Source organism: Sphingomonas rubra, from assembly GCF_900115745.1.
GTDB classification, from domain to species: Bacteria; Pseudomonadota; Alphaproteobacteria; order Sphingomonadales; family Sphingomonadaceae; genus Sphingomonas; species Sphingomonas rubra.
The window spans coordinates 439,489-453,424 of sequence record NZ_FOXP01000001.1; the positions used below are offsets into that span (position 1 = coordinate 439,489).

Genomic DNA, 13,936 nt, shown 5'->3' on the forward strand with positions numbered 1-13,936 from the left:
AAGGACGCCCCGTGGCCGTCGATATCGTAATCTATCACAACCCCGAGTGTGGCACGTCCCGCAACACGCTGGCGATGATCCGCAATGCTGGCATCGAGCCGCACGTTGTCGAATATCTGAAGACGCCGCCCTCGCGCGCGTTGCTGGTCGAGCTGATCGATCGCGCCGGGATCACGCCCCGCGATCTGCTGCGCGAGAAGGGGACGCCCTACGAGGAGCTGGGCCTTGGTGACGATGCGCTGTCAGACGACGCGCTGGTGGACGCGATGATGGCGCATCCGGTCCTCATCAACCGGCCTCTGGTCGTCTCGCCGCTCGGCGTGAAGCTGTGCCGTCCGTCCGAAGCAGTCCTCGATCTGTTGCCAGAGCCGCAGCAAGGTGCGTTCGCCAAGGAAGACGGTGAAAAGGTCGTGGACGCGTCGGGTCAGCGCCTCGCCTGATGCTGCTCGCGCTCGCTATCTTCGTTGCCACGATCGCGCTCGTCATATGGCAACCCAAGGGCTTGGGCATTGGCTGGAGCGCGCTGGGCGGGGCGGCTGTAGCGCTACTCGTCGGGGTCGTTTCGCTCTCCGACGTGCCGGTAGTGTGGGGCATCGTCTGGAACGCGACCGCGACGTTCGTCGCGATCATCATCGTTAGCCTGTTGCTCGATGAAGCCGGGTTCTTCGAATGGGCAGCGCTCCACGTCGCACGCTGGGGTCGGGGGCATGGTCGCCAGCTGTTCGTGCTGATCGTCCTGCTCGGCGCGGCGGTGTCGGCGCTGTTCGCCAATGATGGCGCGGCCCTGATCCTGACGCCGATCGTCATCGCGATGCTGCGGGCGCTGGGATACAAGGACAAGGCCACATTGGCGTTCGTCATGGCGGCGGGGTTCATTGCCGATACCGCCAGCCTGCCGCTGGTCGTCTCCAACCTCGTCAACATCGTGTCGGCCGACTTCTTCCGGATCGGCTTTGCCGATTATGCCTCGGTGATGGTGCCGGTCGATCTGGCGTCGATCGCCGCGACGCTGGTCGTGCTGCTGCTGTTCTTCCGGCGCGACATACCGGCGAGCTATGACGTGGCGCAGCTCCGCGCACCCGCTGATGCGATCCGCGATCCTGCCACGTTTAAGGCGGGCTGGGTCGTCCTCGCCTTGCTGCTCGCCGGCTTCTTCCTGCTCGAACCTATCGGCGTGCCGGTCAGCGCCGTCGCTGCTGCCGGTGCCGTTCTCCTGCTCGTCATCGCCGCGCGCGGCCATGTCATCCAGACGCGCAAGGTGCTGGTCGGCGCGCCGTGGCAAGTCGTGATCTTCTCGCTCGGCATGTACCTGGTCGTCTACGGCCTGCGGAATGCTGGCCTGACCGATCATCTTGCCGGTCTGCTCGATCGCACCGCGCAAGGCGGCGTATGGGGGGCGGCATTCGGCACCGGGATTATCGCCGCGCTGCTGTCGTCGGTGATGAACAATATGCCAACCGTCCTGGTGGGGGCGCTGTCGATCGACGCGACGCACGCCACGGGCGCGATCAAGGAAGCGATGATCTACGCCAACGTCATCGGTTGCGACCTTGGGCCGAAGATCACGCCGATCGGCTCGCTCGCGACGCTGCTGTGGCTGCACGTCCTCGGGCAGAAAGGCATCCGGATCGGCTGGGGCTATTACTTCAAGGTCGGCGCAACGCTCACCATCCCGGTGCTGCTGGTGACGCTCGCCGCACTCGCGATAAGGCTTAGTCTGTAATGCCGTTGCGCACGCTCTCGGATCCCGATCATCTGCCTGCCCTTGATCGGCGCTATGCACTCGATCGTCCCGCCCTTGGGTTGGGGGCCGGTAATCCTCCCCCGCGCATCCTGCTGCTCTATGGCTCCTTGCGGGAACGGTCCTATTCGCGCCTGTGCGTTGAGGAAGCGGCCCGCCTGCTGCAATTTTTCGGCTGCGAAACGCGTATTTTTGACCCCGCCACGCTGCCGTTGCCCGATCAGGTGACGGGGGACGATCACCCGGCCGTCCGCGAATTGCGGGAACTGTCGATGTGGTCGGAGGGGCATGTGTGGTGCAGCCCAGAGCGGCACGGCCAGATTACCGGCATCATGAAGCTACAAGTCGATCACCTGCCGCTCTCGATAGGTGGAATGCGACCGACACAGGGCCGCACGCTTGCGGTCATGCAGGTGTCGGCCGGTTCGCAGTCGTTCAACAGCGTCAACACGCTGCGCGTCCTCGGCCGCTGGATGCGAATGGTGACGATCCCGAACCAGTCGAGCGTCGCCAAGGCCTTTCAGGAGTTCGATGAAGCGGGGCGCATGAAGCCATCCAGCTATTACGATCGGATCGTTGATGTGATGGAGGAGCTGGTGCGGTTCACGGTGCTGCTTCGGCCGCACGCGGCCCAGCTCGTTGATCGCTACTCGGAACGAAAGGAAGCCGGGGTGCCGATCGACCCCACAACCGACCTGTCGAGCATCGCCACGGCTCGGGTATAGTGGTCACAACCGAACGAGACTGTTGAAAAACTCGGCGAGCAGGCAGTGCGGCCACCTCACGTGTAATATGATTGCTTGCCGTTGGTCTCTTTTACACAAGATGTTGTGACAGTCGGGGCTATACGAAAATAATATTCCTCGAACCAGCGCCCCTTCCAAGCCAAAGCGACTTTTTCAACAGCCTCGAACGGTTGTGACACCACGTACCGACGGCTTTCGACCGTTTTAATCCTGAAAGCTGACTGACAGGAAAGTCCCAATTTAAGACGTTGCGGGTCACGTGAACGAAGGGTGAGTTCTAGAGCCACGACGGAGGCCGCTACCCTCTCTCGGAATCCCGTTACTGCCCTTCCGCGCTGATGCTTTCTTGCTCCGGCGCTGGAAGGTGGCGGTAGAGTGTTGGAACTGAGACCCCGATCGCGGGGGCGATCTCACGCATCGGCATCCCGGACGCCAAGAGTTTGCGAGCAGCCGCGAGCCGGTTGGGCGTCATCACCGTCTTCCGGCCGCCCACCCTCCCCTCCCGCCGCGCCACCGCGAGGGCGGCTGTCGTGCGTTCGCGGTTAAGGTCGCGCTCCATTTCAGCCATGGCAGCCATAATGTGGAAGACGAGCTTGCCGGCAGTGCCGGCCGTGTCGATGCCGTCGGTCAGCGATCGGAACCCGATGCCGCGCTTCGCCAGATCAGCGGCCAGGTCGACCAACCCCTTCATCGTTCGGCCCAAGCGGTCGAGCTTCCACACGACCAACACGTCGCCGGGTCGGGCATGGGAGAGCGCGTCTGCCAAGCCGACGCGGTTCGCCTTCGCACCGCTCGCCTTGTCGCTGAAGGTCCGTTCGCAACCTGCCTCGCGCAACGCATGGAGCTGCGGTGTCAGATCTTGTTCCGCTGTCGAGACCCGGGCGTAGCCGATCAGCATGAAGCGTTCTCAAAACTCATTTCTTGTGCCTAGCACGGGTCCCCGCAATCGAGAATGTGTTTTGATACGTCCGTGACCGCTGCTAGACGTTCTCATATGATGGCGCGTCAAAATCGATCATTTGTGAGAGAACGCCGTGCCGTCGTTGCCAGCCCTCACGCAGGTCCGCGATAGCCCGAACGCAAGCGCTGCTCCGTGGGAATAGAAGGGTAGAGCGAGACGCGCGACAGCTACTGGCCGCCGCACGCGGCGGCGATGGATCCCGATGACGTTGTGCGCGTCAAGACACGGGACTTCCGTTCAGCCATGGCTGAGCTGCCGCGTCATCAGCGCGTGATCATCTCGCTTTCCGTCCACATCCTGCGCGCCGCGATGGCGCGGTCGGGCGAGGCACGGGTGGACGTCGTCGAGGTGCGGCTCGCGCTGCGTTGTCTCCTGCCCCATTGCGCGGAGCGGTGGCCACTGGAGCTGTTCTGGGGTTCGACCGCTCAAGAGAATGAGATTGGACGGGCGCCGGGGACCACTGCGGCGTTCAACGGGATTATCCGGCAGCTGCGGCTCGCCGGGCGCTACGTCGACTAGGCGCCGCTCGCGGCCCGTTTCCGTGATGGATGCAGCTGTCGAAACGCGCCGGGCATGGTATGTTCCGCGTGATGAACGTCGTGGCACCCTTGAAAGCAGACGTCACCGTGGTCCCGAGCGGTGCCGCGTCCTCGGTCGATTTCGTCGTCGTCGATGTCGAGACCGCGTGTTCGCGCGTCAGCAGCATCTGCCAGATCGGCATCGTAGGCTTCCGCAATGGCTGCGAGGTCTTCACCTACGAGACACTCGTCGACCCTTGCGACGAGTTCTCGCCCTTCAACACGCGTATCCACGGCATCAGCTGCGATCATGTCCTTGGGCAGCCCACCTTCGGGCACATCCACGCGACCGTCGATGGACACCTCTCCGGCCGCACGACCGTGGCACACTCGTTCTTCGACAAAGGCGCGATTGCAGCGGCATGTCGTGTTCATCGGCGCGAGATGATCGAGACAACGTGGCTCGACAGCGTGCGCGTCGCGAAACGCGCCTGGCCCGAACTTGCCAGCCACCGGCTGAACGTGCTCACCCGTTTCCTGGGTGTTCGACACAAGCATCACGACGCCCTGAGCGACGCACGCGCTGCAGGAATGGTCCTGGTGAAGGCGATCGATCACACCGGCATCGACCTGGCGGGGTGGTTGAAGCCCACGAACCCACGCGGCGGCGCGGCACCGAAAGCGGCTGCGGCTGGACCGCTGAAGGGGCACCGCGTCGCAATCCTCGGCGCGCCGCGCGACGCGTCCCTCGGGCATTGGCTTGCCGAGCTGGGCGCGCGGGTCGTCGCATCAGTCGGTACAACGTCCACGATGCTGGTCATCAGCAGGGATCAGCCGTTCGGAAGGTTTGCTCATGCGAGCGCCCCGTACCGCCGTGCGCAGGAATTGCGGCAAAGTGGCTCGGCGATCGAGATCGTGACCGAAGACGATCTTCGAACGCGATTCTCCCTTGATGCGCCGGTTGCGGCGTACATGGTGGCCTGATGACCTCCGATAGAAGCACCGTCGCGTTCATCGTCGACCAGCTGTCGGCGGCAGGCGATGTCTCGGCCAAGCCGATGTTCGGGGAGTACGACCTCTATTGCGACGGCAAGATGTTCGGGATGATCTGCGACGGCCAGCTCTTCATCAAGCCGACTGCCGGCGGACGGACGCTGGCGGCGGATCTCGAGGAAGCGCCCCCCTACCCCGGCGCGAAGCCCTGCCTGCTCGTCGATCCGGATCGTTGGGATGACAGCGACTGGCTCGCAGGGCTCGTCCGAAGCACAATCGCCGAGCTGCCGCTTCCAAAGCCAAAGGCGCGAAAACCGAAGTCGGCGTCATAGGGCACGGCGGTTCTGCGCGACGACCTCACCGCAGCTGGCTGTCCTTGCTGCCGCGCCGGTTAAATGCGGACCGAGCAGGCCGGCTGTCGCGCTGGGACTGGCACTGAACACAGGTCCGGACGCCCGCCAGCGCTTGACGGCGGGCGTCGGGGATCTCCTCGCCGCACTCCTGGCAGTGCGTTTCACTCTCGCCTCCGGGAAGGCGTGATCGCGCGAACAGGACGGCGTCGGTCACCGTGTCGTCGATCTGATCCTGGATAGCGCCGTCTCGCGTCCACCCGCCCGCCATTTTACTCACCCATCCTACTCTCGAGACATCCTAGATGGGACATGGCGGACGACATTCTAGGCGCCGTCGATGCGCCCGAGTGACCGTAGCGACGTTGATTGCTCAACGTTCCTATGTGCGAGGCTGTGATGAAGACCGTGACGCTACCCAGCGGCGAGAAGGTGCCGGCGCTTGGCCAGGGCAGCTGGATGATGGGCGAGCGCCGCGAGCGCCGTTCAGACGAGATCGCAGCGCTCCGTGCGGGGGTCGAATGCGGCATGACGCTGATCGACACCGCCGAGATGTATGGCGACGGTGCAGCCGAAACCCTGATCGGCGAAGCGCTCGGCGACGTGCGCGACCACCTGTTCCTTGTCAGCAAGGCCTACCCGCAGAATGCGTCACGCAAACATCTGGCCGGCGCGTGCGAGGCGAGCTTGAAACGGCTCGGCACCGACCATCTCGATTTGTATCTGCTCCACTGGCGCGGGTCGGTGCCGCTCGCCGAGACCGCAGAGGCGATGGAGGCCCTGAAATCCGCGGGCAAGATCCGCTACTGGGGCGTCAGCAACCTCGACACCGATGACATGGAAGAGCTTGTTGCGGCGGACGGCGGCGCCTGCGCGACCGACCAGATCCTCTACAATCTCACGCGACGGGGAGCCGAACACGATTTGCTGCCCTGGCTTGGCGATCACGACATGCCAGCCATGGCGTACAGCCCGGTCGAACAGGGACGCCTTCTTGCCGATCGCACCCTTGCTACGATCGCGAGCAACATCGGCGCGACGTCGGCGCAGGTGGCGCTCGCCTGGGCGATGCGCCGCGACGGCGTCATCGCCATTCCGAAGGCAGGTTCAATCGATCATGTGCGGGAGAACCGCGCGGCGGCCGATCTGATCCTTTCGGACGCTGATCTTGCAACACTCGACGCAGCGTTCCCGCGCCCCCGCACGCGTCGCCCGCTCGAGATGCTCTGAGCCTTCCGCGATGACTATCTTCTTCACCGCCGACACGCACTTCGGTGATCATCGCACGATCAACATCCACCGCCGACCGTTCGCCAGTGTGGCGGCAATGGACGAGGCGATCGTTGCCGGCTGGAACGAAACCGTCGGCCCTGACGACGAGGTTTGGCACCTCGGTGACGTCGCACGTCGTTCGGCAGACGTGGCGGCCTTGCTGGCTCGGCTCAACGGCATCAAGCACCTCGTTCGGGGCAACAATGACGATCCCGCAACCGGCGATGCGACAGGCTGGGCGAGCGTTCAGGACTATGCAGAACTGACGCAAGACGGCGTGTTGCTGGTGCTCTGTCACTACCCATTCAGGAGCTGGAACGGACAGCATCGCCGCTCCATCAACCTGCACGGCCATAGTCATGACAAGCTGAAGCCCTTGCTGCGCCAGTTCGACGTCGGCGTAGATGCCCGTGGCTTTCGGCCGACGACACTCACCGCACTCCTCGGCGGAGTTTCGAGCAGCGAGCCTGGCGAGAGCTCCCCTCGCCTGCTCCCGTGACAGCCTCAAGCGAGACGGTAGGGTGACCGCAAAGGACTATCCGGTCACACCCGATGGACGCTACTTCGTCGTCCGGGGGCGCCTGTGGCGGCGATCAAACCCCTGCCTGCCAGAGCCCCAGCGCGCAGCCTTGGTCGGCGAACTCATGGGGGCGAGACGCGCCATAGGGATTGCGCTGCGCGCGGGCGACAAGGCGCGCCTTGCCGAGGCCCGCGCGCAGGTCGACCAAGCCAAGGTGGCGCTGGGCGAGCGCGGGCCCGTATGGTGGCAGGATGGGACGCCTGACCTTAATCGGCACATGGTCGCCAACACACCTTATGCAGACTGGCTGAGAGAACAGGACCGCGCGCCGTGATGAACCCGCTCCCCGAACTGCCCCCTGGCGCCTTCACGAAGCAGGATACCGGTGATGATCTCGCTTTCTATGCCCCTCCGAGGCTGGTCACGCACATCGACGAGGGTGCAGTCGCCTCGCTCACCGCACACTATCGAGGTCTGTTGCCCGAGAACAAGCCGGTACTCGACATCATGTCGAGTTGGGTCAGCCACCTGCCGCCCGACCGGACCTACGCTCCTGTCGTCGGACATGGCATGAACGCCGAAGAGCTTGCCGCCAATCCACGCCTTGACCGCTGGTTCGTGCAGGATCTGAATCGCGACGCCACGCTGCCGCTGGACGACCGATCCTTCGAGGGTGCCCTCTGCTGCGTCGGTGCCCAATATCTTCAGCAGCCGGTCGCTGTATTCACCGAAGTGCGCAGGGTACTGGTGCCGGAAGCCCCGCTCATCGTCAGCTTCTCAAATCGGTGTTTCCCGACAAAGGCAGTTGCCATCTGGCGGTCGCTCGACATCACCGGACACGCCGCGCTGGTCCGGCTCTACCTTGAGCGCGCAGGGTTCCGCCACATAACAGCGGACGTCCTCGCCGACGGCCGTGCAAGTGATCCGTTGATCGCGGTCACTGGTCACGCCTGACAACTGTGAGCGCCTAACCGGCGCTTGGGAAAAGAGCCGCGACCTCCTGGATTATTCACCACCCGCGGAGGATCCCGGTCAAAGACAAACTGTCCGCCGGCGGTGCTACACGTCCACGACCTCGCGGGGTGAGGCGATGCGAGCCCGACGGTTAGCGACTCTTCCGTTGCTGCCGTTCCTCATGATCCGCTGTGATCTCCAGGTCCCTCGCGAGCTGCTCCAGGGCGCGGCGAGCGCCAAGGCGCTCAAGCCCGTCCCGATGATCGACAGACCGCGGCGGGGTGCTTCGCGCTCGCGCCAGTCTCGCGGCGGCCCTGAGTGTTTCTGAATCCACGACCGCCGATCCTCCGATCGCTGCTTACAGAACCTCTACGGCAGCATAGCATCATTGCGGGCGAAGTATCGCTTCGCATAGCGTCGGACTCCCGGACCCGGGGCATGTCCGAAGCCCCTAATGCACGTTGGCGCTGACCAGCTCGTCCAGAGCAGACCCAACGGTTCCCCATCGTCGCATGCCCCGCCAATCCCGTTTCCGATGCAGGTCCCGCATATAATTGTCAGCCCATGCAACTGCGTCATGTGCGCCCAGATCGGTGAGCAGTTCAGCCGCAATCGCCCACGCTTCCTGCTGATCACCATGGTCCGGCACGATCTCGGTCGCTGGATTCCTCGGAGCTCGGCGGTCACGCGGCTCACCAGCCGTCGATCGGAAATGCGCGGAGATCGAGTCTGTGCTGGCGACGTTCCGCAGAGTGCTGCGGTCGAGCTTTCTTCTCGGCATGATCAATCGTCCGGCGGTAGTTCGTCGGGCCAGAAATCGACCTCTTCGGTCGTGACTTCGGCGTGCCGCTTCCGGTCGCACCGGGGCAGGACGGGCACTTCTCCGTCGAACCCGATCCTGATCGCTGCTCCCGGCTTTGTCGCCTCCTGGAACACTGCCTGAAGCTCGCGGCCATTGCGTAGCATGCTGCCGATCCACGGCGCGCGATCGGCCGTCAGGTAGCCGATCTGAATATGACGGGCGCTGACGACCGCAATGGCGCTCGGATCAACTGGGTTCTTGGGTTCGGGGACAAGCTCGATCGGCTCACCCGGCACGCAGAGTAGGATCTCGAACCGGCGATTGCTGCCATCGGCATTCGGATGGTTCGCGCCGACGACATGCAGGCTGAGTTGCTTCATAGCCATGTCTCAGTCCACCGCGATCAGCTCAGAGTTCGGCCGAACCATAGCACCCGACCAACGATGTCGATCCGGCCAAGCTCGATGTTCTGCCAGCTCGGATAATCCGGATTGTCGCTCCTGATCGAAATGCCTCGGCCCGATGGATTGCGCGCGAGCCGTTTGACCATCAGGCTGTCGTCGAGCCGCAGCACGTAGATGCCGTCCCGAAGTCGCCCGACGCCGTCCTTTCGGTCCACGAGCACATCGTCGCCATCGGCAAGCGTAGGTGCCATGGAATCACCCTTTACCTGGATGACCGACAGACCATCGGCAGACCCCTTCGTGCGATCGCGGAGCCAACGCGGATCGAAGCCGATCGTCGTGCGACGCGCCTCACCGAAATCGGCAGCGCCATGTCCGGCCGACGCATAGACGTCGAGCACGGGCACTTGTTGCAAGGCCGGCTGCTCCCACTCCTGGGGTCCGCCCAAGACGGCCTCCTTGACGCCAAAGTAAGCGGCGAGAACGCGCCGGTCCTCCTCGTGCAACCGCTTGGGCGTTCCGCGCTTGATGTACTGCTGGATGTACGCATCGTTGCGCCGAAGCATGCGCGACAGGCCCGCATAGTCTTCCTTGCGTTCGTCGATCAGACGCTGGAGCGCTGTGCGGGGATCTTCAATTTGTGCCAGCATCATAGGAATCATCCTAGACAAAACCGGAGAGAGAATGGAACATAACGAGAACGATGTAAAGCGAGTCGGTGGCGATGGAGAACGAACTGCTGCAGAAAGTGGAGGAATACCTCACCCACGCGGGCCTCAGCCCAACCCGCTTCGGCCGTATCGTCGTGCACGATCCCCGCTTCGTGTTCGACCTGCGCGCAGGAAGACGTCCTAGGCGAAAGGTCTATGGCAAGGTGACCGCCTACCTTGTCGCCCACGGCGCCTGATGACCGCCCGCCGCCCCGGATCATCGGACGCCACCGAAAGACCAGGCAGCAAGGACTCGTGCGACATAGGCTGGCGTCTCGCTGTTAGCCGGCACGCCGCGCGAGCGCAGGACCGCCCCCGGACCTGCATTGTAGGCGGCAAGCGCAAGTTTGATCGACCCAAAGCGGTCGAGCATCGCTCGCAGGTACCGCGCACCGCCATCGACATTGGCGCGCGCGTCGAAGGGGTTGAGGACGCCGAGCGCGCGCGCTGTCGCGGGCATCAGCTGCGACAGCCCCATTGCCCCGGCCCGGCTGATCGCACCCGGCTGGAATGCGGATTCAACCTCGACCAGAGCCTCAAGTAGCCCAAGCGGCAGTGCGTGGCGCATCTCGGCTGCACGGATGAAGGCCAGCACATGGGTACGGGCCTGGTTCGTCAACGAGGGGCGCGACTTCATGCGAACCACGGCCGGGCTGTCTTGGCGGACGGGAAGCAATGGCTGGGGCCCGGCCACCTTGTGCTCGACGAGCTTGAAAACCGGTGGTGCGAAAATTTCCACGTCGACGCTGTTTTCAATCGGCGCCTCGGCCAGGGGTGGAACCTGCTCGGCGAGCGCTGGCGGGCTGACCAAGAAGAGCGTGAACCCGCTCACGCTGAAAGTAAGGGATCGGATCATCGTGTCCTCGCATGGCTCTTCCCTTCCTCCTCGAATCGGAACATAGTGCGAACATGCTGCTGTAGGAAAGCAGCGAAGCAGCCCTGGAGAGGAGGCGGCGGCCGGGGCTTGCACACGAAGATGCGAGACGCCGATGAGCTACCATAACCTTCACTTTGCGGTCGCAGCCGACAGCGGACGTGCCATCGTCGAGTCGCTCGGCGGACGATGGGGACCGACCGGCGGCATGTGCCGCTGCCCAGCGCATGGCGATCGCACCCCGTCGCTCAGCGTCAGGCTGGGTCGGAGGCGCCTGCTGTTTCACTGCTTTGCCGGTTGCGACAATCGAGCGGTTCTCCAGGCGCTGCACGCCTTGCGACTTCCCGGAACGGCGAGCTGGTCTCCCGCCGAGCGGCACGATCCGCCCGACGATCGGAGCCGCCGAGCCGCCCAGAAGCTATGGTCCGAGACGCGTGTGGCGCTCGGCTCCCCAGCGAGGCTTTACCTTGCCAGCCGAGGCATCACGCCGGCCCCTGCCCTTCGCTTCCATCCCCGCACACCACTCGGTCCGAAGCCGTTTACCCGCTTCTCGCCCGCGATGATCGCGTCCGTTACCGATGCAACGGGCCTCATCGCCGTCCATCGGTCATTCCTGTCTCGCGACGGCAGACGGCTGACCCGTCGTGAACCCCGGCGTGCCGCGCTGGGTCGGCTTGGCTCCGGCCTTGTTCGTCTTATGCCGGCTGCCCGCCGCCTCGGGCTTGCCGAAGGCATCGAGACGGCACTCTCGGCCACCTCGTTGTTCGACCTGCCGTGCTGGGCAACCCTCGGTACCGAGCGCTTCTCCCGCATCGAGCTCCCGCCCAGCGTCGAGGAAATCGTCCTGTTCCTCGACAATGATGCAGGTGGAAAGCGGGCCGAGAAGCTGGCGCGCGAACATTTCGGCCGGCGCGTGGTCGAGGCGCACTACCCTCCCTGTTTGGGCGACGACTGGAACGACGTTCTGCGACGCTGACGCTTCGAGAGGAAAGGCAGCGAGGCCGTGGTGCCCTGGTGCCGGCAATGAAGCCGGTCGGGCGGGAGATTCCGTATGCCCGCACTCGCCCTGTCACCCACGCCGGTCACCGAGCCGGTGATCAAGGTCGCGCATGCACTCGTTGCCCATCTGAAGGCCGGCGAGCCGATCGACCAGCGCCTCCTGAGGCAACTGTTCGAGTCCGCCTGCTCGCAGGCGAGCACGCGTGACCATCGGTCGATACGCCACGCCTATGACGCGCTGGAGCTCGCGCAAATCCTTCTTCTAACCTCGCCCGCGTGGAGCGAGCAGGACAACAACCTCGGGACGCTCGCCGCCCTTGCGGCACTGATCGATCAACTGCCGACGCAGAGCATCCGCACAGAGGAGCAGCTCGCCCTTCAGCAATTCTCGACACCTGCTCCGATCGCCTGGCTCCTGGGGCGGGCCGCCGCGCTTACCTCGGCGGACACGCTGCTAGAACCGTCCGCCGGAACGGGGATGCTCGCTTGGCCAGCCGCGCGCGCGGGGGCGCGCCTCATCCTGAACGAAATCGACCCGGTGCGCCGGCTGTGCCTGCAGGGGGCCTTCGGGGACGCTCAGGTGACGGGCTATGACGGAGAGCTGATCGACGACCTGCTCCCGCCGGACCATCGCCCGACCGTCGTCATTATGAACCCTCCCTTTGCCCGTTCCCAAGGACGAGGCGAAGATCGGCACGCAGCCGACCGCCACCTGCTCGGTGCTGCGAAACGCCTCTCCGACGGCGCACGGATCGTGGCGCTGATGCCGACCTGGTCCAGCCGGGATGTGCTTGGCTCAGCCTGGACTTGCCGCATGGGCCTTACGCTCAGGCGCGGCCTCTATGCCAAGCACGGCACCGGCATCGCGGTGCGGCTGGCCGTCTGGGACCGGGTCACTGGCGGCGGGTTGCCGTTGGTGGGGGACATCGAGGACCTTGCTGATGCCCTTGGCCTCATCGATCAGCTTCCTCGCCGGGCAACGCCGCCATCCTCCCCTTCGCCGCCCTCGACGTCCCGCGCCCCGCGCCCGTCGCTCTTTCGCGAGGTCCGTTGCGCAGCGCGTGGACCCACGCTCCCGAGGCCGGAACGCCAGGATACCGAGGCCCGGCCGCTGCGGGTCGTCGCGCTCGAGGAACCGAGCCCGACCGGCGACCCGGTCGGCATCTACTTGCCATGGCGGCCCAGCCGCCTCAGCCTTCCCAATGCTAAGGATCACCCCACACCGCTCGTCGAGTCACTGGCGATGGGCTCGATCGCCGCTCCCCGACCGGTCTACGCGCCTTTGCTGCCCGCCAAGGTCGTCACCGAGGGACTGCTGTCTGCCGCGCAGCTGGAGACGCTCGTCTACGCCGGCGCTGCGTTCGAGCGAGACCTGCCGGGGCGGTTCAATCCCGCTCAGGAGGGAAGCCTGCTCGAGGTCTCCGAGGAGGGCGCTGCCTATGCCGCAGGCTTTTTCCTCGGCGATGGCACCGGCGCCGGGAAGGGGCGCCAGATCGCCGGGATCATTCTCGATCAGTGGCAGCGCGGAAGGCGCCGCCACATCTGGCTCAGCAAGAACGAAGCCCTGCTGGAGGACGCGCGGCGCGACTGGGGCGCGCTCGGCGGGATGGCCCTCGACGTCCAGCCCCTCTCACAATGGAAGCTGGGCACGCCAATCGCGCTCGATGCCGGCATCCTCTTCGTGACCTATCCGACACTGCGCTCGGGGCGCGAGGACGCGACCCGCCTTCGCCAGATCCTCGACTGGGCAGGCGAGGCGTTCGACGGTGTCATCGCGTTCGACGAAGCGCACGCGCTCGCGAACGCGGCGGGCGGCGAAGGCTCACGCGGCCGGGTCAAAGGATCGGAGCAGGGCGTCGCAGGTCTGCGGCTGCAGAACCATCTCCCCCGCGCTCGCGCCCTCTACGTCTCGGCCACGGGCGCCTCGGACATCGCCAACCTCAGCTAGACGCGGCGCGCAAGGCGGGCACGCTCGACCTCGGCGTCGAGACGCTCGCGGTCGAGCGATTGCGCGTCGAGCAGGATCGCGTCATCCGGACCGATCCCACCAGCGGCTCGACCACACATCTGCTCACGGTGCGCCTGGAACGTC

19 protein-coding genes are annotated in these 13,936 nt (G+C 64.9%); 13 read left to right on the forward strand and 6 right to left on the reverse strand.

Features of this window, described 5'->3' with window-relative positions:
* Positions 1–11: 11 nt before the first annotated feature.
* From arsC to arsH, 3 genes are read left to right on the forward strand one after another with little or no spacing between them, the layout of a single operon-like run.
* Positions 12–440 (forward strand): arsenate reductase (glutaredoxin), encoded by a 429-nt coding sequence (gene arsC, locus BM145_RS02170; RefSeq protein ID WP_093330655.1) that lies wholly within the window; start codon positions 12–14, stop codon positions 438–440.
* The gene (locus tag BM145_RS02175; protein ID WP_093330658.1) at positions 440–1,723 is read left to right on the forward strand and encodes an arsenic transporter; all 1,284 of its coding nucleotides are present in this window, start codon (positions 440–442) and stop codon (positions 1,721–1,723) included. Before arsC ends, BM145_RS02175 begins: the two co-directional genes overlap by 1 nt.
* Complete coding sequence (gene arsH / locus BM145_RS02180) at positions 1,723–2,466, forward strand: arsenical resistance protein ArsH (RefSeq protein ID WP_093330660.1); 744 nt, start codon at positions 1,723–1,725, stop codon at positions 2,464–2,466. The genes BM145_RS02175 and arsH overlap by 1 nt, the downstream gene beginning before the upstream one ends.
* A 340-nt stretch (positions 2,467–2,806) precedes the next feature.
* Here arsH and BM145_RS02185 read toward each other — a convergent pair whose 3' ends face one another.
* Positions 2,807–3,385, reverse strand: a complete 579-nt coding sequence (locus BM145_RS02185; RefSeq protein WP_056454970.1) for a recombinase family protein — start codon at positions 3,383–3,385, stop codon at positions 2,807–2,809.
* 255 nt (positions 3,386–3,640) lie between these two features.
* On the opposite strand from BM145_RS02185, the gene BM145_RS02190 reads away from it, so the two are divergent.
* From BM145_RS02190 to BM145_RS02200, 3 genes are read left to right on the forward strand one after another with little or no spacing between them, the layout of a single operon-like run.
* Positions 3,641–3,967 carry a hypothetical protein gene (locus tag BM145_RS02190; protein WP_245739003.1) on the forward strand — a complete coding sequence of 109 codons (327 nt, stop codon included), beginning with the start codon at positions 3,641–3,643 and terminating at the stop codon, positions 3,965–3,967.
* Between the two features lie 29 nt (positions 3,968–3,996).
* Positions 3,997–4,950 carry an exonuclease domain-containing protein gene (locus BM145_RS02195; protein WP_245739004.1) on the forward strand — a complete coding sequence of 318 codons (954 nt, stop codon included), beginning with the start codon at positions 3,997–3,999 and terminating at the stop codon, positions 4,948–4,950.
* Entirely contained in the window at positions 4,950–5,291 is a 342-nt protein-coding gene (locus BM145_RS02200; RefSeq protein ID WP_093330665.1) for a TfoX/Sxy family protein, read from the forward strand. The genes BM145_RS02195 and BM145_RS02200 overlap by 1 nt, the downstream gene beginning before the upstream one ends.
* Positions 5,292–5,316: 25 nt before the next feature.
* Here the strand turns inward: BM145_RS02200 and BM145_RS02205 are convergent, their stop codons facing one another.
* Entirely contained in the window at positions 5,317–5,580 is a 264-nt protein-coding gene (locus tag BM145_RS02205) for a DksA/TraR family C4-type zinc finger protein (protein WP_093330668.1), read from the reverse strand.
* A 128-nt stretch (positions 5,581–5,708) separates the two neighbouring features.
* Between BM145_RS02205 and BM145_RS02210 the strand changes: the two genes are divergently transcribed.
* From BM145_RS02210 to BM145_RS02225, 4 genes are read left to right on the forward strand one after another with little or no spacing between them, the layout of a single operon-like run.
* The gene (locus tag BM145_RS02210) at positions 5,709–6,539 is read left to right on the forward strand and encodes an aldo/keto reductase (RefSeq protein WP_093330670.1); all 831 of its coding nucleotides are present in this window, start codon (positions 5,709–5,711) and stop codon (positions 6,537–6,539) included.
* 10 nt (positions 6,540–6,549) lie between these two features.
* Positions 6,550–7,080 (forward strand): metallophosphoesterase family protein, encoded by a 531-nt coding sequence (locus BM145_RS02215; protein WP_093330673.1) that lies wholly within the window; start codon positions 6,550–6,552, stop codon positions 7,078–7,080.
* 22 nt (positions 7,081–7,102) lie between these two features.
* A complete protein-coding gene (locus BM145_RS02220) occupies positions 7,103–7,435 on the forward strand; it encodes a hypothetical protein (protein WP_093330676.1) in 333 nt (110 codons plus the stop codon).
* A complete protein-coding gene (locus tag BM145_RS02225; protein WP_093330678.1) occupies positions 7,435–8,055 on the forward strand; it encodes a methyltransferase domain-containing protein in 621 nt (206 codons plus the stop codon). The genes BM145_RS02220 and BM145_RS02225 overlap by 1 nt, the downstream gene beginning before the upstream one ends.
* A 783-nt stretch (positions 8,056–8,838) precedes the next feature.
* On the opposite strand, the gene BM145_RS02235 is transcribed toward BM145_RS02225, so the two are convergent.
* Positions 8,839–9,237, reverse strand: coding sequence for an HIRAN domain-containing protein (locus BM145_RS02235; protein ID WP_177200053.1), 399 nt, complete (start codon positions 9,235–9,237; stop codon positions 8,839–8,841).
* Positions 9,238–9,260: 23 nt separating this feature from the next.
* On the reverse strand, positions 9,261–9,911 hold the full coding sequence (locus BM145_RS02240; RefSeq protein ID WP_093330877.1) for a S24 family peptidase: 651 nt from the start codon (positions 9,909–9,911) through the stop codon (positions 9,261–9,263).
* A 74-nt stretch (positions 9,912–9,985) separates the two neighbouring features.
* Here BM145_RS02240 and BM145_RS02245 point away from each other — a divergent pair, with 74 nt between their 5' ends.
* Positions 9,986–10,168 carry a hypothetical protein gene (locus tag BM145_RS02245; protein WP_093330685.1) on the forward strand — a complete coding sequence of 61 codons (183 nt, stop codon included), beginning with the start codon at positions 9,986–9,988 and terminating at the stop codon, positions 10,166–10,168.
* Positions 10,169–10,188: 20 nt separating this feature from the next.
* On the opposite strand, the gene BM145_RS02250 is transcribed toward BM145_RS02245, so the two are convergent.
* Positions 10,189–10,827, reverse strand: a complete 639-nt coding sequence (locus BM145_RS02250; RefSeq protein WP_093330688.1) for a lytic transglycosylase domain-containing protein — start codon at positions 10,825–10,827, stop codon at positions 10,189–10,191.
* 133 nt (positions 10,828–10,960) lie between these two features.
* On the opposite strand from BM145_RS02250, the gene BM145_RS02255 reads away from it, so the two are divergent.
* Positions 10,961–11,821, forward strand: coding sequence for a DUF7146 domain-containing protein (locus BM145_RS02255; RefSeq protein WP_245739005.1), 861 nt, complete (start codon positions 10,961–10,963; stop codon positions 11,819–11,821).
* 75 nt (positions 11,822–11,896) lie between these two features.
* The gene (locus BM145_RS02260; RefSeq protein ID WP_342741785.1) at positions 11,897–13,792 is read left to right on the forward strand and encodes a strawberry notch-like NTP hydrolase domain-containing protein; all 1,896 of its coding nucleotides are present in this window, start codon (positions 11,897–11,899) and stop codon (positions 13,790–13,792) included.
* On the opposite strand, the gene BM145_RS16560 is transcribed toward BM145_RS02260, so the two are convergent.
* Positions 13,789–13,911, reverse strand: a complete 123-nt coding sequence (locus BM145_RS16560; RefSeq protein WP_342741786.1) for a hypothetical protein — start codon at positions 13,909–13,911, stop codon at positions 13,789–13,791. The genes BM145_RS02260 and BM145_RS16560 overlap by 4 nt on opposite strands.
* Between the last annotated feature and the right edge of the window lie 25 nt (positions 13,912–13,936).

Coding starts and splice junctions, on each gene's coding strand:
- BM145_RS02240 (WP_093330877.1), bottom strand. CDS start 9,911: ATGCTGGCACAAATTGAAGATCCCCGCACAGCGCTCCAGCGTCTGATC.
- BM145_RS16560 (WP_342741786.1), bottom strand. CDS start 13,911: ATGTGTGGTCGAGCCGCTGGTGGGATCGGTCCGGATGACGCGATCCTG.
- BM145_RS02235 (WP_177200053.1), bottom strand. CDS start 9,237: ATGAAGCAACTCAGCCTGCATGTCGTCGGCGCGAACCATCCGAATGCC.
- BM145_RS02200 (WP_093330665.1), top strand. CDS start 4,950: ATGACCTCCGATAGAAGCACCGTCGCGTTCATCGTCGACCAGCTGTCG.
- BM145_RS02255 (WP_245739005.1), top strand. CDS start 10,961: ATGAGCTACCATAACCTTCACTTTGCGGTCGCAGCCGACAGCGGACGT.
- BM145_RS02185 (WP_056454970.1), bottom strand. CDS start 3,385: ATGCTGATCGGCTACGCCCGGGTCTCGACAGCGGAACAAGATCTGACA.
- BM145_RS02195 (WP_245739004.1), top strand. CDS start 3,997: ATGCAGCTGTCGAAACGCGCCGGGCATGGTATGTTCCGCGTGATGAAC.
- BM145_RS02190 (WP_245739003.1), top strand. CDS start 3,641: ATGGATCCCGATGACGTTGTGCGCGTCAAGACACGGGACTTCCGTTCA.
- BM145_RS02205 (WP_093330668.1), bottom strand. CDS start 5,580: ATGGCGGGCGGGTGGACGCGAGACGGCGCTATCCAGGATCAGATCGAC.
- BM145_RS02250 (WP_093330688.1), bottom strand. CDS start 10,827: ATGATCCGATCCCTTACTTTCAGCGTGAGCGGGTTCACGCTCTTCTTG.
- BM145_RS02245 (WP_093330685.1), top strand. CDS start 9,986: ATGGAGAACGAACTGCTGCAGAAAGTGGAGGAATACCTCACCCACGCG.
- BM145_RS02210 (WP_093330670.1), top strand. CDS start 5,709: ATGAAGACCGTGACGCTACCCAGCGGCGAGAAGGTGCCGGCGCTTGGC.
- BM145_RS02260 (WP_342741785.1), top strand. CDS start 11,897: ATGCCCGCACTCGCCCTGTCACCCACGCCGGTCACCGAGCCGGTGATC.
- BM145_RS02215 (WP_093330673.1), top strand. CDS start 6,550: ATGACTATCTTCTTCACCGCCGACACGCACTTCGGTGATCATCGCACG.
- arsH (WP_093330660.1), top strand. CDS start 1,723: ATGCCGTTGCGCACGCTCTCGGATCCCGATCATCTGCCTGCCCTTGAT.
- BM145_RS02225 (WP_093330678.1), top strand. CDS start 7,435: ATGAACCCGCTCCCCGAACTGCCCCCTGGCGCCTTCACGAAGCAGGAT.
- BM145_RS02175 (WP_093330658.1), top strand. CDS start 440: ATGCTGCTCGCGCTCGCTATCTTCGTTGCCACGATCGCGCTCGTCATA.